Here is an 18820-nt window from a genome sequence, read left to right as displayed (position 1 = left end):
TCCGACGGGTTAGTGCCTCCATTATTGAGGGCTGCTCAGAAACTTTTTTTCTTCCACCTGCTTTACAGCCTCCGCCTTTTGACTACCTAACTGCTCAGATTTTTCTTTTGCTTGTTGAAGTTTATCTGCAAATTTATCTTTCTTTACGCTTTTATTTTTCACCAGTTCTAACTTTGCATCCATCCGATCAATCAAACTTTTTGCTTCTTTCTGAACAATCTGCAGTTGTTCTACCATATCTTCAAAGCCATTTTTATCCTTCGCCCAGATAGCTAAATATCCAAAACTGTAACTACTAGTATCAAAACCAAAATGATTAGCTACGACATAGGCTACACTTTCAGCTTGTAATTCTTGCTTACGATATTGGTCGTCCCCATATTGTGCATTAGTTCCTCTGTGTAAATCTGAGTGAGCCATTTCATGAAAAATTGTTTTTAGAATATGTTCTTGTCCCTTTAATCCTTTTGAAATGACTATTCGATTTTCATTTGGAGAGTAATAACCATTTGCGCCCTCTCTTTTAATTTCTTCAAAATTGATAGAAACCTGATTATCCATCGAAACTGCTTTGGCTGCTCGATATAAATCTTCATAATCTTTGACAGAACCAGTCAATTCATTAATTGCTTTTGGTAATTCTTTTCCTTCTGTTTGAGAAACATCAAAGACATTCCCTAACTTGAATCGAGTAACTGTGACTTCCTTCTCTTCCATTTCATTCTCAGATGGAGAAAAACTCAACTCATTTTGATTAGCAGAAATTTTAGTTTTCACTTGATACGGAACCCAAATTTTCAGAGCCTTAGAACCCTTTTTGACTGTTCTTTCAAAATCCGTTTTCCATTTATTAAAACTTGCAACTTGGGAAACATTAGGATTCTGCATCTTCAGCAAATGAATATTGTTGAGTGAGTAGTTGTGAAACTTACTCATCGTATCCAAGAATGATCTAAACTGTTCTGAGTCCAAATAGTTCTTCATTCCCTCTTTCAAGTGTTCAGCTAAAGCTTTTGTATCTTTATTTGCGACCAGCTGGGAAATGGTTTGTTCTGAACTTTTAGTAGCAACTGCTTCGGTAATAATAGCCCCTGCAGCCACTTCAACATCTGCCCTTCTTTCTCGATCTTCCTGCTTTTTATGAAGGTTAGAAGCAGCATTGTAAGGATCTGTTCCTTGCAACATCTCATCGGAGTTGGAAATACCATCACCATCCAAATCACGATCCCTCTCATCTTTTCGGTTATACTGATAAATTTTTTCGTATGGATTATCTAGTGTATTTTGCGAATTATTGAGTTGTGTTTTTTCAAATTCATCTCGAACGTTGACAATGGTTTGTTCAACTTTTTCCGATAATTCTTTAATTTCATTTTGCCATTGTTCTACAAGAGCTACTTGTTCTTGAGGCGAATCTCTAACTCCCAACTTTTCAAACCAAGCAGATAAATTTTCGACCTCAACACTATCCATTCCATCAAAAGAGATAAATCCAAGACGACTATCATTACTACTATCTGTAAATCCAATTGGGCTATTTTCCAAATCTCCATAAGGGAGTCGGGATAAAAGTTGATCGGCATAAGGAGTATCTTCCAAAGCGTAACTGAACTGAGAAATATCTAGTTCACTCACCAATCTCTCCAGATGATATTGATTGAATAATGCCCCATCTATCTTCATTAGCTCTGGATGCTCTCTCATTTCTCGTGTACTAAGTCTTTCTTTATGAGCGATTGGGTTAATCTCCTCACCAATATTGTAACGGATGCTATCCTGAATAAGTTCACCATCAGGAGCATAGATACTAAACTGAATCTTAGTTGGAGAGATGTAGCCTTCTGGGTGACCACCAGTCACTTGTTTTAGCCCTTCCTGATGAATTGGATAGAGCTCCTGATTGGCCTTATATAACTCCCTAGCGAAATCTTGATAAGATATCAGCTCTGTCTCTTTAAACGGCAATTTCGGCCCATCTGGGCGTTCCTCAGACCATTGAAGACGAACATGGTAGTCATCTTTATAAATATGATCTTGTTGCCATTCTTTATAGAAGTCTGAATCTACATCCAGGAGATTATCTTCCCCAGCAGCTGCAACAATCTGATCAAATTTATCATTGTGCTTCTTCGCATAGTCAAGATATTGATTCCACGCTTGATGAAATTCCTTTGGAGTTTTCGAGATATCACCTGGCACACCTAAATTATAGACAGTATCTAAGACTTGAGTAAACGTAGCTGAATCAAGAATGGGTTTATTCAGTGTGTTCTCTGGAGTTGTTTGTTCAATTTCTTTAGTTATATCAGGCTTGATTTCTTCAAACAAGCCATCTTTCAAAATTGTTTGCAACTCATTGCCTCTATCCTTGACATAATTCTCATTGATAGATAACTGTTCAATATGACCATCACGTTCACGGAAAACACCAAGAATAACTTTTTCCTTCGTTTTCTCTACATCAACTCTTAGATCTCTCTTGATTTTCATGAGAGATGCAGGGACACGTTCTTCTCCTATATCTTTGAAAAGAAGCAAGAAATCCTCGTCTTTACTCTTAATAGCTTCTGAAAAGTTAAGTCGTTGTGCAATTCTTACTTCATCTAAGTTATCCAAAACAAACGATTTAGGATCAAGAATATCCTCTAACATAGGAATAACTTGTAATTTTTCTTTTAGACTATTACTAACCAGTATTTGATTATAGTCTCCCCTTCCCTCAGCAAAGTCGACTACAAAATCTCCAGCATTTTTACCTGGAACAACTGGCCTGATTCCTGTTAAGTGTAAAAAGTTTTCTCGTTTAAAATTGACATCTAGCAAACTCACCTCTCCATTATTGGAATAGAAATAATAGATTTTACTGTTAGCTAATTCCTCTAAATACCATTGAGATGATTTCTGAATAGAACCAGCGTACTGATTCATTCTTTTCAAATCATCAGGTGTGACTGGGTGGTATTTCGATTGTCTTCGTTGCACTTCCTCAAAATTTGTGCTAAAATGTAAGTAACGATAGGGTGATGTCGGGTGACTGGTAACAGTTTGCTCAAAGGTTGCTGATGATTCAGCTTCAGGTTCGGCACTGCCCACAGCATCAGGCTGTGAATAGCCCTCTCCACCACTGGCCCTATCATTCAATTGCCCTTGAGTTTTCTCAAGGGTTTTTTCTGTGTTCTGAATTTGTTTTTTTGGTTCCCTATCATCTCCAAGAGGATTGGAAGGTTTTTCAAAGATTACTGTTTTATCTGCATCAATGACCATCTGTCTTTTAGGTTCTACTGAGAAGCTAATATTGTTCCAATTTTTCTTCAGCCATTCCGCATCTTCTGGAGATAAATTGCTAGTATCTATGTTCAATTCAGAACTCTGATCATCTTCTAGAACTACTTCATCTTGCTTTTTTTGTTTGGACAGTAACTTGTTTACCACCTCTTTTTCCTCCTCCGTTTTAGGGAGATATTGAGATGATTGTTCAAATTTTCCTTCTTCTGTCAGTTCTAGAGCTACAAAACGTAGCCCTTTTACAAAGTAGATATTTGGATGTTTAGCCCATTGTTTGGCCTCTCCAGAATCAATTATATCTTGTGTTTCCGGTTGAATAAGGACTCTATCAGCTTGTTTATGACTGTTTACTAAATCATCTTCATGATCACTACTATTCCCATACAATTCTGACATAGTATTTTCTCTTCCTCTCTCTTGATTAATAATTGTTTGATATTCTTGACGGACTTCTTCCCTTGTCAATTGCCTATCTGACACAAAAGCTTTTACATTATCTGCAGTTAGCTCTTGCGCTTTTGTAAGAGCTATTTCCTTCTCAAAAAAGCCCTGGTAATGCCAGGACTTTTCATCTGCTGTGTAAACGTGCGCCAGCTCCGTAGGAGTTTCATTCCCCCTCTTCAGGAAATCATTCCAATCTTCCTTTTCCTGGTTAAGCTGAACGATAGGCGGAATCGCAATCTGTACTGGAATCCCCTTATCCTGCAATCGAGTGATAAAATTATGACCAGCTGCATCATTATCTACAGCCAAGGTAATCATATCTTGATTCTGACCATCTTTAAAATAATTCGTTGTTCTAGCGACAGTTTCAAGGGCTTTTCCAGCATTTTGATCCACTTGATAGGATTTACCGTTCATCTCGGCATATAATTCCATAAATCTTCGACTAATGATACCATCTTTGATCCCATCCATAGCTACTAAGCGGACATCCTGAAGCCTATCTTTATGAAGCTCATAGTAGCTCATGAGATCGATTGGAGCTTCCGCAAATACCAAACGTTTAGGGATACCAATATCAATTGAAAATCCTAGTTGTCCGTCTGAATTTCTCATAATTTGTTTTAAGCGACCACGTTCTGGATAGTGCACTCGATTCTCTACTATCCCTTGGAGACTAGCGCCAGCTAAAAAGCCCGTGTTGTCTTTATATTTAAAGACAATCACAGGCTCAAAATAGTCTCCTTTTTTTCGGGTTGCCTCAGCCATACTCCCCTGGCTAATAAAGAAATTAATCGTATCATCTGAAAGGCCTCTCTGTGCCTTTAAATAGCTTCTAGAGGCGCTAAAATCCTTATTCTCATATCTTTCCAAATTATAGTGAAATGGCTCTTTTAGAGCCATCTGAGCTTCTGAATTAACTTGTTTAAATTCTCCAGTTTCTAAAAAATGCATCGCCTCCTTGTAAGAAACACCTCGTATAGTTTGAACTAACTGAATGACATCTCCAAATTCAGTTCTTGAATTCCAGTGAAATTCATTTTTTCTTGCATCGATTACAAATGAATCGTGCTCTGTCCAGGTATAACTATAGCTTCCTGTACGCTTTAACTCTATGCCTAGTTGGTCTGCAACAGAAATAATAGATAATCTTTTGGCTTCTTCTTTGCTTAATGCCATCTGCTACCTCCCTACAATGAAAATTCTGGCCCTTCTTTTTCTGCTACTATATCTTGTGTCTGTTCTTTCTCAAGTTCTTCTGCTTTTACAAAACGATTTAAATCAGGAAAATGGAGTTGGGCTTGTTTTAGCTTATCATGAACTAACAAGTTCTCATCAATATGATAGACTGCTTCCTGATGGCCATTAAATCCTTTCTCTAGATCAATATCATCAAATCGGATAACAGCCAACTCTGTCAAACTTCCCTTATACCAAGCTCCAATCTCACTTTCAAGATAAAACTGAACGGATTCTCTATCTTCCGTCTTTGTATCCCGTAAATAAGCTAGTTCCCAGCTTTCACCCTGAGAATATCCAGTGACTTCTTGAACGATTAACTCCTGATTATTCTTGCCTAAAATCTGGTTAATATCTCCTAAACGTGATACTAGAATTTCCTGAGCTAGTGAGACGGCTTCTGTACGATAGTTGAAAAACTCATATTGTTCTCTATCTTCTACATAGTTCCTAACGAAATCTGAATAATGAGGGAAACGCTCCTGAAAACTAGGTGAAATCATCCCATAAATATAAGCTTGTTTTAATGTTTCAAACTGAGCTATTTGATAATATGAGGGATCAAGCTTGCCCTCTTGATTCAACAGTTCCTTTATATTTTCTGGAAGGTGAATTGGTTCTGAATCTGGCCAAGTTTTCTTAGAATAGTTGATTACTTCTTCATAGAGAATCATATCAATCTCTGGATTCTCCATTTCAAGCAAAGTATCTACAATTTGTGCTGATTCTGAAAGATTGGAACGATAATCGGAAATCAAGCCATCTTTACGAACCTCCCACTCCTCAACCTGAGCATTTTCTGGAGTTCGTAGTAACAATACCTCCTCAGCTTCCAGATCAACTCCAATGACCTGATCGCCATTCGGTAGCTGATCCATCTCCAATTCCTGGATTTTAGCATCTAATTGATCATTAACCTGAAGCAAGTCTTGTTTCAAGTGAAATAATTCTTCTGCATTGGCCTTTAATTCCTCAAAGTACTCTCTGGAGATCTTCACTGGTCGAACCAATAAATCTTTCTCTCGTTGCTCTCGAGGATATGAAAATAAATAGGGAGCAACTTCTTTGAAATCTTGATAATTCATCCATTTTATGGATTCTGTAACAATCATATTTTGGACATCAACGACATCTGTATGAGGTGTAATCCAGCCGGCTAAAGCCAATTCTTTTACTGCTTCAGATAGGGGGTAAGAAGGGATATGTTCTAAAATCCCCTCAAAATATCCAATCCCTCGTGCAGTCTCCTCCTCAACTTCACGCTTCATTCGTTTAAATTGTTTTTGTGGTAGTGTATTCATTCTTTATCCTTTCATTTTTGATGTAATATGTTTTAATGTTATAATAGTTGGTAGATAAACTCTAGAAGAGAGAACTTGATATTAGAAATAAGAGGTAAAATATGTCATATACATACCCCGAGGCATACAGCATTGAATTAGGATACAATATTGAACCAATGGTTGCTTACAATTTATCTTTAGATAAAATATTGAAAAACAAGCATAATTTCCAATGTGACAAAAATTGCCCATTTGGACTTACACTAATAAACTTTGGTAAGTCTCCTTATACAAAGGAACCACATTTCCGAACCAGTAACTTTGACCAAGTACATTCGGTCGACTGCCCCATAGTACAAAAACGATATGAGAAAAGGGCTCAAGAAACGACAATAGAAGAAAGTTATACATTTGAACGGGACAAAAATGAAGTTAAAGTAGATATTAATTTGGTTACAGCTACATTTACAGAAATAACTAATTCATTAAAAACAGAAGAGCAAGCCTCAACTGAAATAAAAACTAAAAAATCTACTACTTCTAATCACATAGGGAAAAAGTCCTTCAATAGTCATGTAAAATCTCTAAGTCGTCTGGTTCAACTTTATAAAGAGTTCAAATCCGGAGAAAAATATACCTTTTTGGATTCTTCAGGAAACAAATTAAATCTTGACTTGTACTTTCAAAATTTAGATAATAACTCACTCATCAACGAGCATGAAACAAAAGTTTACTATTCAAAAGCTACGGTACGATACTTCAAAGCTGCTAAAGAAAAAGATTCTTATTTTTTAATTAGAATCAAACAAGAATGTCAAATCGACAACTTAAGAATATCTCCAACATTCATAATTAATGAGAGCCAAGCTAATCAACAAGGAGTCAAACAAAGACTAGAAACTTTAAAAAAGGCTGCCAACAATTCAAAAGAACTCACTATTTATTATCTTGGGCCATTTAAAAAATACAAAAACAGTTATATAAATGCTTCCATTCCACATGAAAAAATACTAAGACACATTGTGCTATCTAGTTCTTAGTTTCTAAATACCCAAGTTCATCTGTAGAAAAACCAACAATCTTATAGAAACCTATGGCTCCAAAAGTTTCTAATAAATGAGTTTCTACTACCCTTTTAGCTGTATTAAAATCACGAAAAAAACCTGCATGAGCAAAATTTTCATGCCAGGTTATTTTTTCGCCTTCCTGATGCAGCCACACATACTGATCCCAATTTATAGCAATTAAAACACAATAAGAGTCATAAAATTCCATTAGATTTCCTTTCTTTCCTAACTCACTCTAAGAGGAACATCCTCAACTTCCTTAATCCCAATATGAATAACATTTTCTTCCCCAACCTGGTCTTTCCACTCATCAATATCACTCAGATAGCGCTTATATCGATACCAATTGTCATCGTTTGGGCCATTGCTTAGGAGATAGGCTCTTGGATGCGTATCCAGGTTAAATTTTTGATCTCGAAAAACATTTTGTTTGGATAAAAAGAGTAGGGCTTCTGTTGTTCCAATCGTGGCCACCTCATGCGGTGTCAACAGTTCTCGACCAATTTTGGAGTTCTGCTTAGAACTGCTGGCATTTCTTCCTCTGCTCTCACTATAATTCTGATCATTCAAAGTTTGCTTCCCTGATCGCTCAGATAGGTACTTAAGCGTGTCTAAGTCATTAGAACCTAAATAAAGAATAGCACCACAGTTATTAATAATCGTCTTCGTATTTTCTTTACCGTATAATACTTCGATCTGACTTTGAGATTGCACCATCATCTTGATAGAAATCTCTCGAGAACGAATAACAGAGATTATTGGTGGTAAATTAGGAATCTTCCCAATCTGCCCAAACTCATCTGCCCACACCTGTAGATGCAATAAGTCTTCTCTGGTCTTTGTTGGATGCTCACCTAATATAACTGCATCTGCGGTTTTTATTAGTACATCAAAAATGGTACTAAAAAGAAGGGCAGATAAGAACTGGTAAGCCGGATCCACTTCTGGAATATGAATAAAAACTGCTGTTTTCTCAATATTCCATTTTTCAATTTCCAGCGTATCTTTTTCAATAATCTTCCTCAGCTGTTCATGATCAAATACTGAGAATGTAGTCGCAAAAATAGCGTAGACAGAAGCACGTGTCTGTCCATCAAAGTTTTTATTGAATAGATCCCACTGCCTGCAGGCATAATTCCCTGGGCTCCTTCTCTCCAGATCTTCAAACATCAATTCAACAGGACTCTCCGCTTCTGGATGATTTCTTCTCAATTCTCGAATCATATCTGTAACCTGCCCTAAATTAGGCAGATAGTGATCGATCTGACCATCAAAATAAAGATAGCCAATTAGAGAACGCATCAAGAGTTTATTGGCTGCAGGCCAAAAAGGATCTCCCTCATGGCCGTTTTTATTAAGAGATTCCGTGATCGCTTCAGCTACCCGGTCTATATCCATTTCGTTATGAATATATTTAAAAACGTTGAAGCCATCTGAATTCAAAAATGTAATCAGATCAAAAATCTTCATCTTGTAACCTTTTTCTACAAGTGATTTCCCTGTCTCATGAATCAAAATCCCTTTAGTATCTGTGGTCACAAAACTAGAGTTTCCTTGTAAAATATTTGGTTTTACAGCACTACGTGTCTTTGAATCTCCTGTACCACCATACACCAAAATATTTTTATTAATCTGATTTTCAAAGCTCAATCGGTTATTAAATAGTCCCATCTGGCTATTTTGAGTGAAAATCATATTCTTTTCAGGATCTTCATCTCGGAATCTCATCAACTCTTCTTTCGTTGCAAAGCGAGCTGATCCATGTTCCTCTCCATACCTGTACGTACCTGTATCCGTTACTCTCAAATACAGCAAAAAAGCAATCAGAAATCCACTCATACCAATCAATAACGAAGTTGGTGTGAATTGAAAATCAAACCAGGATTTATCGCCCAGATGGTCGCTCATCCAGTTAAGCTTTCCAAGTCCAAATACATCTGTTACTGAATCGGTATCTGGTGCTAATAGCCACAGTTTAAAGAGCCAATGAAAGAGATAAAATAGGCCTAATCCTAACAACAAATATGGTCTAAGTTTCCGTTTCTTCTTTTCTGTAATCATTTCATTTTCCCTCCAATCTGTGGTTCGATATTTTCCGGAAGAACAAACTCCTTGGTATGAATGTTTACCTGGAGGGAATTGATTTTCTCTTGTTCAACAGCTTTGAAATGTCGAAATTTCTCCTCAAAAGAAGTCGTTTGCCCATGTTTAAGGTTTCGCTCATTGAATCCTTTAGGATCTCTTGTGATGCCTTCTAGGACATCCTTAAAGGCTTGTTCGACAACACCTTTATCTTTTGCATTGAAAGCAAGGGTTGTCTTTCCATCTGGATGAGTATAAAAAGAAAAGCCAATCCCGTATTGGCCTAGTTCTTTTCGAACTGCCTCGAGATTGACTTCATTATGTAGTAATTGCTGGACTTCTTTAGCATCTGCTGTTGCCATGAATTTATTCCAGTCTGTATCACCAGTAAAGACTACATTCTCTCCTCTGGCTTGATACATTTCAACTGCTTTAGAGCTCACCAGGAAGAGTCCTTTTAAGATTACTTCTCCTGTCACAAGAGTTGCCCGTCCTAACTGGGCTACAACTTGTTCTTGTTCCATTTTAGCTCACCTCTTCAATTTTGAAATAAAGATCTTTCAATTGAGTAGCTTGAGAGTCTTTCGCAAGAATCTGTTGTTGCAACTCATCGATCCTATTTTGGCACTGAGCAATTTCCGCATTTGCTTCCTTGATAAAATCTTCGTTAGATTTGATTTTATTTTTAATAGATTGCTTATAAGTAACCGTCTGAGCCTCAAAGCTATCAATAACCTCTGAAGGCATATTTACTGCAGCTGCATGAGAAAGAGAGAAGGAAGATTCAGCCTTTTGATTAGGAAGCGTTTTATTCTCTTTCTGACTAAATGTAGCAACAACTGGTGCTACTTCTTCTGTAGCTGCATCCTGTGTATTTTCATCTTGTGAAGGTTCTACTCGTTCTTCTTCATTTTCATCTAATCTACTGAAATGATCTGTAGTCCATTCACTAGAAGAATAGGTAATTTTATCTTCCAAAGGCACTTCCTCTCTAACCTCATCTTTAGGCTTCTGAGAAACTAGCTCAGCAATTCTTTGACGAGCCATATTCGCCTCTTTCTTTACCGTTAGATCTTCTAGTTCAGGATCTGGTTCTGGTTGGAACTCGGGTTGTGGTTGGGGTTCTGGTATGCCTTGTGAGGACTTTTTTTCTTTATGTTTTGCTAAAAAATGAAGAAAACCTTTCTTTTTCTTCCCAACACTCGTACCAAAATTTTCCAGCAACTGATCAATGATTCCAACAAAAGGTATTTCAAGACTTTCTTCTTGTAGGATTTCACCTTCAGAATTGAGAGAATAAAGTCGATAGATTCCATTTATTTTATTACTCTTCATTCGCTCATTGATGATTTCTAGCCTTGATAACAACTCATCTCGGTACTCAAAAGTTTCCTCTTGATTAGTCAGTTGATTGATAATTTTATACATGGTTCACTCCTTGGTTACTTGATTGTGATGGAAGAATGAGTTCCTTCATTTCCTGGTAGGATAAGCCACTTTCTTCTGATAGTGCCACAAAAAGCTGCGCTTCAAAATCTTTTTCTTGATTTATGTAATTCTTGATTTTTTCATCTGCTGCTTCTTTTTGTTGTTGCGCTTTTTTCTTATCTTTCCTAACTCTCTCAAGCTTAGCTTCAAGTTGTTCTATTTTTTTATTCATTCAATTCTCCTTATTGGTTACTACTGGTTGCGGTTGTTTGTTCAGAGGATGTAGGTGTTGTGGTTGATGTAGAGGATACTGGAGTCGAGCTTGAACTGCTAGTATCTGAATAGGTACCTATACTTTGCCCCTTTGCTTCAGTCAAGACGATAGGCTCAATTTTATTGACCAATAGTTTACCTGATTGTTCTACATAGGTCAATCGAATGGTAGCCTTAGTGATGCCAGTAAGCCCCTTAGAATCTCGATTATCTTTTTCTGCTAAGGTTGTGCTAGAATATTGAATCTGAGCCAACGCAACTTTATGTGTTTTATCAATGTAGATAGAGCCTGATTCATAAGATTGGTCAACCACATACCCCTTATAGGTCTGGTTAACTGGCTTTTGTTCTTCTTGAATGGTTTCCTGATACATAGAATCAGTCATAAAAGGCTTATAGCGTGGACGATTCTCTTCTAAATCCTTTTTGGTATAGTAAGCAATTAGAAAGTCCTCGACTTGCTGTTCAGTAAGAGATAGTTGTTCCTGTTGTTTCTCTTCTGGTTTTTGCTTCGCCTCTTCCTGAACTTGACTATTCTGTCTCAAATTCTGTTGTACTTGAGCAATAGAATAGCCCAGGATAATACATAAAACGACAGCGACTCCGATAAGTAGTCCCTTTACCATTTTGATTAACTTTTGATTATACATTCTTTTCCTTTCTTATTTAGGGGTAACAAAATAGATGCCTGATTGTGGTGTCAAGGTTCGCCAAGTCGTTAGGTATAAACCAGCAAAGTTCATTTCTGACATTAAGAAGCTACCATCACTATTGACATACTCACAGAATCCAACGTGACCATAGATTGGTGATGCTCCAGCTACACCATTCATGAATACAACTGCAGAACCTGGTTTAGGGGTTGTTGAAATTTCATATCCTTGAGCTTGACCACTATCAACCCATTGATTGGCATTTCCTAAATACGGATAAATTCCTGTTCCAATCTGAGCAAAACGGTTATAGACATACCAAGTACAATTTCCTAGTGCATAGGCATTACCTGGATAACCTTGACCCTCTAGAATTGCTTGATCGGTAGGGAGTCCATACGGAAGTTTGTCTTTATACTCTGCTGGAACCTGTTGGCTCGAAACTCCTGTCGAACCTCCTCCTTTATTTTTTAAGAAATTTAGCCATTGACGAGCTGCAGTTTGTCGCTCTAGAAGCTTATTACCTGGTACTCCCAACCAAGAATTCAAGAAGTCCTCCGCAAGAGCTTCTACGGAACCTGTTGAGGTTACAATTCTTTTAAAAGCTTCTCGTCTAAGTGGATCATCTGCTTCTAATAGGAATTTAGTTTGAACTTCCGCAGACCAAATATCTCCATTCATATCTTTTGCAAAATTCCACAATGCAAGAGCACGGGGGCCAGTAAATTGACCAATCCCAATCCCGATATAGTGTAAACCATTTACCATGTATCCTCCTTTATTTAAACGTAGATTCGGATACATAGCCTGGAAAGCATCCCAGTTACCAACTAGATTTTCTGCAGTTGGCTCTTTAGCAACTTTATCAAACTGATTATTGGTTAGATAGTCTGTTTCATAGCGTTTAAAAGTGATGGAACTCTCAATATCATATCCTCCCAAAACGGCTGCAATTCCTTCATCAGTTGCCTCCGGTATATTCTTTTTAATCGCATCTGCGAAAGCTCTCGCACGTTTTCCTTTCTCTCCAGATGTTTCAATGCTGCTAACGACAGACGTTGCTTGTGTATACTCTACACGCTGGAAGTAAAAACCGACATTGACATAAGTCCAACTCTTCTCAACATTACCATCTTTATCTTTCTTATTTGAACGATCAGGTTCTAGTTTTTGATAATAGACCGTTTGATTTCCTTCAGATGCGACCTTTCCAATGATATCTCCAGATTTAACATGATCTCCTGTTTTGTAACGAATCGTATCTACGTTCTTATACAGAAACTTGGAATTCTCATCACTGATTTCTAAATCATTACCATTTACTTCAACTTTCCCATCTAGAACTGCTAATAGAGTTTGCCCACCTGTGGCTTGCAAAACAGAACCATTAAAGATTTCCGTCTTAGTTTTATAACCAAAACGCTCAATAATCTGAAGAGGAGCTTCTGATTCAGGTTGATCTTCTGTATAAAATGGATTATCTAGCTCTTGTAGCAACATATATTTTCCGCTATCTCGAGCAATTTCTAAGAGTTCTTTATACTCTTCTAACTCATCCTCACTCAACTTGTAAAGGTCATTTTTAGTATAAAGATCTTCCATTGTTTTAAGATTATCTTTATCCCCATTCAAATTCTTCCATAAGGTATCTAAGTATAGTTTCCCACGAGTATTTTGAGAAAAATACTTGTTCCCATCTATACGAAGTTTATCTGAAATATCATCATACTTATAATTCAAGTACAAAAGCGGATCATCAATTTTTGTCCAATAATCTACCTTATCATTAGATTTTTCACGATCCAATTTTGAAAGATACAACCAGGTATCATTCATATCAAACTCATCTTGACGGGTAATTCCTGAACTACCAATACCAAGTATTGCCAGAAACAAAAGCAGACCAAAAGCAATCAGATAAGCCTTAAAACCAAACGGATTTTTGATAATAGCTTTAATCGGTTTAGATCCAAAACGATAGACCTTTCTAGCCTTCTTAGCAGCCTTCCCTGTCTTAGATGCAGCTAAGCGTTTTCTATAAGCCTGTATCTGTCGAGATAACTTCCCTTCCCAAGAAAATTCTCTTGGGGTTCGAGTGAAGCCTCTCCCTTTAGCCTTATTGTAGAATCTATTTCCTAGACCATAGCTTGATTTAACTACTCCTTGGCCAAGCTTACCGCTATACTTCCCAATCGTTTTAATACGTTTTCCTTGAATCTGTATATCTTGATACTGATTCTTAGTTCGTGCTATATCTGAAAGGGTATCATCCTGATGAGCTGTAGAACTAGCCTGTTGATTAGCAACTCGTTCTACAGATTGTTTGGCCGCACGAAGAAACTTCTTCTTCCGTGATCCACCGTTAGCCTCTTGAGCGACTTTAAAAGTTCTTTTAGAAGTTTTTTTCTCCAGTTTCGCCTTATCTAATTCCTGCTTAAGGAAGGCTTGTTTTTTATTGTTCTTATCCAATTCCTGCTTAAGAAAAGCCTGCTTCTTGATTTCTTCTGGACGAAGGGCCTTCCCTTCTTTCCGAAGCTCTCTTCCCTGTTTCTGGATATTCTTATACTCTTTTTGGATTTTTTTGACTTTGGCTCTTGAAGCTCTAAATTGTTTATGACTATTCTTAACGATGCGATTCGTAGAACGTGATTGTGACTTTAGTTCTTTCATTCGCATAGCACTATCTTGTTGAACAGTACGGTAATTCTTCCGGACTGTTTCCAGCTTCTGATCTATCTTATGACCGATTGTTTTTGGTCTGCCTTTCTCCTGATCCATAATGAGACTCCTAAGCGTCTGTTGCGACTAAGTTATATAACTTAGTATTCTTAGGTATTGGATTTTCAAATGGCACTACAACTGGCCCTGCTACGATTAAGCCGGTACCTTTAGCTTTAGGTCGAGCCAAGTAGCGAATCTGTTTGTCAGTCAAGTTAACAATCTCTTTTAAGATAGCCAAATCCTGGGGTTTTTGTTTAAGTAAAATCATGAACTCGCTGTTTGAGAGCAATTTTCGACCTTCTTCAACAGCAGCTAGAGTTTCTACGTTCTGGGTAATTCCTGTTGGAATCGCACCGTATTTCCGAATACGTGAATATAACGTAGTAAAGAAGTCTGCTTGAGCCTTATTTTTAAATAGAATCTGCATCTCATCAAAGTAAACCCATGTAGTACATTTTCCTTGATTCTCTACAATTTGATTCCAGATATAATCCTGAATAACCATCAAAGCGAACGGCTTCAATTTGTGCGACAACTTTTTCAAGTTAAAGATAACAAAGCGATGATTAAGATCCACGTTTGTATTGTGAGCAAAAATATCTTGAGAACCTTTTGTATAGGTTTCTACCGCCAAAGCTAAATCTTGAGCTTCTGGCTCTGGTTGTTCCATCAATACCTGGTGCCACTCTTTTAACGTAGGAGTAAAATCCTCTGTCAAATAGCGCTCATAAGTCACACCTGTTACCCGGTCAATAATCCCAATCTGTGCATCTGTCACCTCAGATAGAATCGATTCAAATAATCCCATCAACAAGTTTGCCTTATCTCCAATCGGATCGTCATCCTCATCGTCCAAACGATCTAGATCCGGTAGATCTAAGAGATTGATATGTGTTTTAGATCCAATCGAAATATCCACCATCTGAGCACCAAAAGCACGGCCAATATCAGAATATTCATCTTCGGGATCCACAATGATTACTCGATCTTCTGGATATTTCAGCAAAGTTGGAATAACCTCTCCACCCTTAATCGTAGTAGATTTACCAGATCCAGAGGAACCGAGCACAACACCTGAACCCGTATTCAGATCACGCTTTCGATCCAGTGTAATGATATTATTCGATAACTGATTTTGTCCATAGTAGCGAGCAAGTGAGCTGTCAGACTTCAAATCCACGTTAGTAAAAGGGACTTGTGTAGCTATATTAGCTGTAGTCATCTTTCTCATGAAATTCTTCTTCACATTTACGAAGCACTCACCGATAGGTAGAATCGTATTTAAAGCCTCTTCCTGGTAATAATAGAGGTCTTCAAATTCTACCCCTAGCTTCCGTCCAGCACGCTTAATCTTCTGCTCATTACGTTGTAGTTCTTCCTGGCTATCTGCCTTAAAATACACTGCAATTAAGCCAGAAAAGATTTTCTGATCATACTCAGTAATCTCATCTCGCCACTTCTTGGTAGCTTCTGAGATTTCTTGGTCACGACCAGCAACCACCGCATCATCGAAGATTCCAGATTGAGCAGCCTTACGTTTAGAACGTAGCTTCCCAATTTCAGCATCTGTTTCTGCATCGTCAATCTTCTCTAAGATTTCAACATTCTCATAGGGTTCTGCATGGATAGTAATGGCTAGTTCAAATCCCAGTGTCGTTAAATCACGAATGAGACGATCAGACATCCAGTTAGGATATCGGTGGGCATAGAGTACCTTGGCCCAACTATCATCGATAATCATCCGTTTTTCTTGAAACTCAATTCGGTTCGGAGCGATAAATGATTTCGTTGATAACCCAGATAGAGCAATTTCTCGATAATCAAAATTGACATACGGGTTTCCTCGTAATAGTTCTGAGAAGACCTTCAGACGATCCAGACCATTCATTTCCTTAAATGTAATATCGGATTCCTGAAATTGTGTTCCCAGGGAAACTCCAATATCTTGTAGTAACAACTGAGCCTGTTTTCGATCATCAGCGTTCGTTGAAATGGTCACATACTTATGTACCTCGAAGTTGTTAGCGTGTGTCGTAAATCGCTCCTTGATCATCTCATTTAGCTCTTCACGATAGTCATCGTAGCCATCGTTTGTTTCTTCAAACAAGATATTCTGTAAGGAGTTATCCGATACTCTACGGTTAATTACTAAGAGTTGATAGTTACTGCCCTCATCCAGTGAATTAAGAGCATCCATTGTTGTATCGATGATGCTCTCTTTTTCATCTTGTTGAGCAGTTGAGTAAGAAGCATCCCCCAGCATGAAACTACGAGAATACTTCTCACGTGCAATGTGCATTAATCCATCTTCATGGAGCAGCGTATAATTGATGGTATTTTGTGTCGTAGGTTTCATCTGACGACGCAAGCGCTCAATTCTTTTCTTTTCTGCGTTTTCTAGTTTTTCTCTTTTGCTTTTGAATAAACTCATCTTTCGTATAAATTCCTACCTTTCCAAACTCTGTCTCATAGCTTCTTTGTTGGATTCGGAAAAAGAAATTGATTTTTTCTTTAATCCGCATTCGCTTAGTCATACCCGTACCGTACATTGCCCCAGGAACTACAAATATAGCATCCCAAAGATAAATGTACCAATCAGGTAAACCAAAGAAATAAATAGTAATTGTCCCTGAGACAGCTATTACTAAACACACATATAGAACAATCATTCTAGTAGTTAAGCCAAATAGAATAGGCTTGTCCTCAGTTTCAAATTCTCTTAAAAATTCTGATCCAATTTTTTTCAATTATTTTCCTTTCATATAAAATAAGATCGATCAATTCTAATTATTCTAGACATGGATTACACTCCTAAAAGTTGCTTAGCTTTTCGACTAGATCCAACCATTACAAAGATATAGATAACCCCCTTAGCAATTGAAGCAAAGGCTGTTCCCCATGAATCACTGGAACCAGTCGTAACCTTAAGGATATCTGCTGCAATAATCGAATCATAAACAACAGAAACAATAATTAGGATGACACCAATAAGGGCAGAGGCCGCAAAGTATTTCAAGAAATTAATCGTAACAGATCGTAACGAGTCCATCATAAAGAACGCTACTAACAATGGAGCTATAGCTTTAAGCATATACAAATCCAGGTAACGTAGGAAAACAATAATCCCTAAAATTATGTTAGCCACTCCACTTACAGCTTTTCCGACTAAGGTAATGATAGTTTTTTCAATCATTCCTTTTCCACCAGAAATATTAGAATCAATGGTTGTTTTAACGGTAGGTGTTACATGAGCAATCACTTTCACAACAATATTAAGTAATTCCAGAATGGCATCACAAATCTGAGATGAAGCAGAGATCATAATGAAAGCAAATAAATATTTCATTAAAGCCTCTAACCAAATCTTCTGTGTTAATGCACCTCCCCTTGACTTGACCATTTGTGACCACGATGCCATTTCAAACCAGAAAAAAAGACCTAAAAGGATATACCCAATAGGTCTAACGGCATCAGCCATCATATTTACAGCTTGATTTGTAGCAGAGCTATAACTAGAAAGAGAGCTTGTTAGCTCTCTAATATCTAAATTCATAGGCTACTCCTAAAATTTTAGTTGGGATAGCGAAGCGACGACTGCTGCGGCAATTCCTGCAGAAGCCACGGCTAGAAATGCACCATTAATCATAGAATCAGAACCATCATCCTGTCTTTGCTTATCTTTATTCTTTCTTCCTTGGATATAGTCAACTGAACCATTCCAGATCCAAATAAGACCTGTAATTGTTCCAACTACGCCTAGACCAGTAATAATTTTTGTAATGATTTCCATTTTGTTTTACCTCTTTCAATTTCATTTTTTTATAACAAAAGGCACTGCAGAGATTTCTACAGTGCCAAACACAATACTATTTTTATAATTCTTCAAATTCTTCACGATAAATCGTCCGAACAGTAGCTACTAGAATACTGAGGCCAATAATAATTGGAACTTCAAAATTCGGATATGGGAAAAATAACCCTCCTCCTTTTGGTGCATCAACCACTTGACCAGCAGTAATAAGTGAATCATGGGACATTCCTAAAATATGCGGTGTATACCATCCAAAAATATTATCAATTATGTTTTCGCTTGGGAAATTGAATAGATGATGAATGATTGCCATTCCCCCAATCAATACGATTGTTATACATATTTTAGCTATAACCCACAGAATAAACATACCAATAGTGGATTTTACAACATTAATACACCAAAGAACGATATAAAAGGGAGCTGTAAAAATTCTAATGATAGCTACCCAAAACCAGGAAAAATCATTCCCAAATTTCATAATCCTACTCCTCCACGATTTACCGTTATTATACCATAAAAACAGCTTATTTC

General features: G+C 37.3%; 15 protein-coding genes. 1 reads left to right on the top strand and 14 read right to left on the bottom strand.

What is annotated here, in order from left to right; genetic code table 11:
* Positions 1-21: 21 nt before the first annotated feature.
* Positions 22-4908, bottom strand: a complete 4887-nt coding sequence (locus AB2B50_RS02175; protein WP_320692106.1) for a PBECR4 domain-containing protein — start codon at positions 4906-4908, stop codon at positions 22-24.
* A gap of 11 nt (positions 4909-4919) precedes the next feature.
* On the bottom strand, positions 4920-6269 hold the full coding sequence (locus AB2B50_RS02170; protein WP_320692107.1) for a hypothetical protein: 1350 nt from the start codon (positions 6267-6269) through the stop codon (positions 4920-4922).
* A 101-nt stretch (positions 6270-6370) separates the two neighbouring features.
* Between AB2B50_RS02170 and AB2B50_RS02165 the strand changes: the two genes are divergently transcribed.
* The gene (locus AB2B50_RS02165; protein WP_320692108.1) at positions 6371-7291 is read left to right on the top strand and encodes a hypothetical protein; all 921 of its coding nucleotides are present in this window, start codon (positions 6371-6373) and stop codon (positions 7289-7291) included.
* On the opposite strand, the gene AB2B50_RS02160 is transcribed toward AB2B50_RS02165, so the two are convergent.
* From AB2B50_RS02160 to AB2B50_RS02105, 12 genes are all read right to left on the bottom strand, one after another.
* Positions 7281-7526 carry a hypothetical protein gene (locus AB2B50_RS02160; protein ID WP_320692109.1) on the bottom strand — a complete coding sequence of 82 codons (246 nt, stop codon included), beginning with the start codon at positions 7524-7526 and terminating at the stop codon, positions 7281-7283. The two genes, AB2B50_RS02165 and AB2B50_RS02160, sit on opposite strands and share 11 nt — an antisense overlap.
* Before the next feature lie 17 nt (positions 7527-7543).
* The gene (locus AB2B50_RS02155; RefSeq protein ID WP_320692110.1) at positions 7544-9379 is read right to left on the bottom strand and encodes a VirD4-like conjugal transfer protein, CD1115 family; all 1836 of its coding nucleotides are present in this window, start codon (positions 9377-9379) and stop codon (positions 7544-7546) included.
* Positions 9376-9924 carry a DUF3801 domain-containing protein gene (locus tag AB2B50_RS02150; protein ID WP_320692111.1) on the bottom strand — a complete coding sequence of 183 codons (549 nt, stop codon included), beginning with the start codon at positions 9922-9924 and terminating at the stop codon, positions 9376-9378. Before AB2B50_RS02150 ends, AB2B50_RS02155 begins: the two co-directional genes overlap by 4 nt.
* Position 9925: 1 nt before the next feature.
* Entirely contained in the window at positions 9926-10828 is a 903-nt protein-coding gene (locus AB2B50_RS02145; RefSeq protein ID WP_320692112.1) for a hypothetical protein, read from the bottom strand.
* Entirely contained in the window at positions 10821-11060 is a 240-nt protein-coding gene (locus tag AB2B50_RS02140; RefSeq protein ID WP_061087881.1) for a hypothetical protein, read from the bottom strand. The genes AB2B50_RS02145 and AB2B50_RS02140 overlap by 8 nt, the downstream gene beginning before the upstream one ends.
* A gap of 10 nt (positions 11061-11070) precedes the next feature.
* Positions 11071-11727: a hypothetical protein gene (locus AB2B50_RS02135; protein WP_320692113.1), complete on the bottom strand. Its 657-nt coding sequence runs from the start codon at positions 11725-11727 to the stop codon at positions 11071-11073.
* 36 nt (positions 11728-11763) lie between these two features.
* Positions 11764-14532 carry a phage tail tip lysozyme gene (locus AB2B50_RS02130; RefSeq protein ID WP_320692114.1) on the bottom strand — a complete coding sequence of 923 codons (2769 nt, stop codon included), beginning with the start codon at positions 14530-14532 and terminating at the stop codon, positions 11764-11766.
* A gap of 10 nt (positions 14533-14542) precedes the next feature.
* Positions 14543-16906, bottom strand: coding sequence for a VirB4-like conjugal transfer ATPase, CD1110 family (locus AB2B50_RS02125; RefSeq protein WP_320692115.1), 2364 nt, complete (start codon positions 16904-16906; stop codon positions 14543-14545).
* A complete protein-coding gene (locus tag AB2B50_RS02120) occupies positions 16848-17222 on the bottom strand; it encodes a hypothetical protein (RefSeq protein WP_115281683.1) in 375 nt (124 codons plus the stop codon). The genes AB2B50_RS02125 and AB2B50_RS02120 overlap by 59 nt, the downstream gene beginning before the upstream one ends.
* 56 nt (positions 17223-17278) lie before the next feature.
* Positions 17279-18028: a conjugal transfer protein TrbL gene (locus AB2B50_RS02115; RefSeq protein ID WP_320692116.1), complete on the bottom strand. Its 750-nt coding sequence runs from the start codon at positions 18026-18028 to the stop codon at positions 17279-17281.
* Positions 18029-18037: 9 nt separating this feature from the next.
* Entirely contained in the window at positions 18038-18265 is a 228-nt protein-coding gene (locus tag AB2B50_RS02110) for a hypothetical protein (protein ID WP_049503652.1), read from the bottom strand.
* Between the two features lie 82 nt (positions 18266-18347).
* On the bottom strand, positions 18348-18767 hold the full coding sequence (locus AB2B50_RS02105) for a hypothetical protein (RefSeq protein WP_115281681.1): 420 nt from the start codon (positions 18765-18767) through the stop codon (positions 18348-18350).
* Between the last annotated feature and the right edge of the window lie 53 nt (positions 18768-18820).

It is taken from the genome of Streptococcus fermentans, from assembly GCF_040888305.1.
GTDB classification, from domain to species: Bacteria; Bacillota; Bacilli; order Lactobacillales; family Streptococcaceae; genus Streptococcus; species Streptococcus fermentans.
This window is presented reverse-complemented; position numbering and strand designations above follow the sequence as displayed.

Excerpts from the sequence above, each read along its gene's own strand:
- AB2B50_RS02175 (WP_320692106.1), bottom strand. The coding sequence starts at position 4,908 with ATGGCATTAAGCAAAGAAGAAGCCAAAAGATTATCTATTATTTCTGTT.
- AB2B50_RS02170 (WP_320692107.1), bottom strand. The coding sequence starts at position 6,269 with ATGAATACACTACCACAAAAACAATTTAAACGAATGAAGCGTGAAGTT.
- AB2B50_RS02165 (WP_320692108.1), top strand. The coding sequence starts at position 6,371 with ATGTCATATACATACCCCGAGGCATACAGCATTGAATTAGGATACAAT.
- AB2B50_RS02160 (WP_320692109.1), bottom strand. The coding sequence starts at position 7,526 with ATGGAATTTTATGACTCTTATTGTGTTTTAATTGCTATAAATTGGGAT.
- AB2B50_RS02155 (WP_320692110.1), bottom strand. The coding sequence starts at position 9,379 with ATGATTACAGAAAAGAAGAAACGGAAACTTAGACCATATTTGTTGTTA.
- AB2B50_RS02150 (WP_320692111.1), bottom strand. The coding sequence starts at position 9,924 with ATGGAACAAGAACAAGTTGTAGCCCAGTTAGGACGGGCAACTCTTGTG.
- AB2B50_RS02145 (WP_320692112.1), bottom strand. The coding sequence starts at position 10,828 with ATGTATAAAATTATCAATCAACTGACTAATCAAGAGGAAACTTTTGAG.
- AB2B50_RS02140 (WP_061087881.1), bottom strand. The coding sequence starts at position 11,060 with ATGAATAAAAAAATAGAACAACTTGAAGCTAAGCTTGAGAGAGTTAGG.
- AB2B50_RS02135 (WP_320692113.1), bottom strand. The coding sequence starts at position 11,727 with ATGGTAAAGGGACTACTTATCGGAGTCGCTGTCGTTTTATGTATTATC.
- AB2B50_RS02130 (WP_320692114.1), bottom strand. The coding sequence starts at position 14,532 with ATGGATCAGGAGAAAGGCAGACCAAAAACAATCGGTCATAAGATAGAT.
- AB2B50_RS02125 (WP_320692115.1), bottom strand. The coding sequence starts at position 16,906 with ATGAGTTTATTCAAAAGCAAAAGAGAAAAACTAGAAAACGCAGAAAAG.
- AB2B50_RS02115 (WP_320692116.1), bottom strand. The coding sequence starts at position 18,028 with ATGAATTTAGATATTAGAGAGCTAACAAGCTCTCTTTCTAGTTATAGC.
- AB2B50_RS02110 (WP_049503652.1), bottom strand. The coding sequence starts at position 18,265 with ATGGAAATCATTACAAAAATTATTACTGGTCTAGGCGTAGTTGGAACA.
- AB2B50_RS02105 (WP_115281681.1), bottom strand. The coding sequence starts at position 18,767 with ATGAAATTTGGGAATGATTTTTCCTGGTTTTGGGTAGCTATCATTAGA.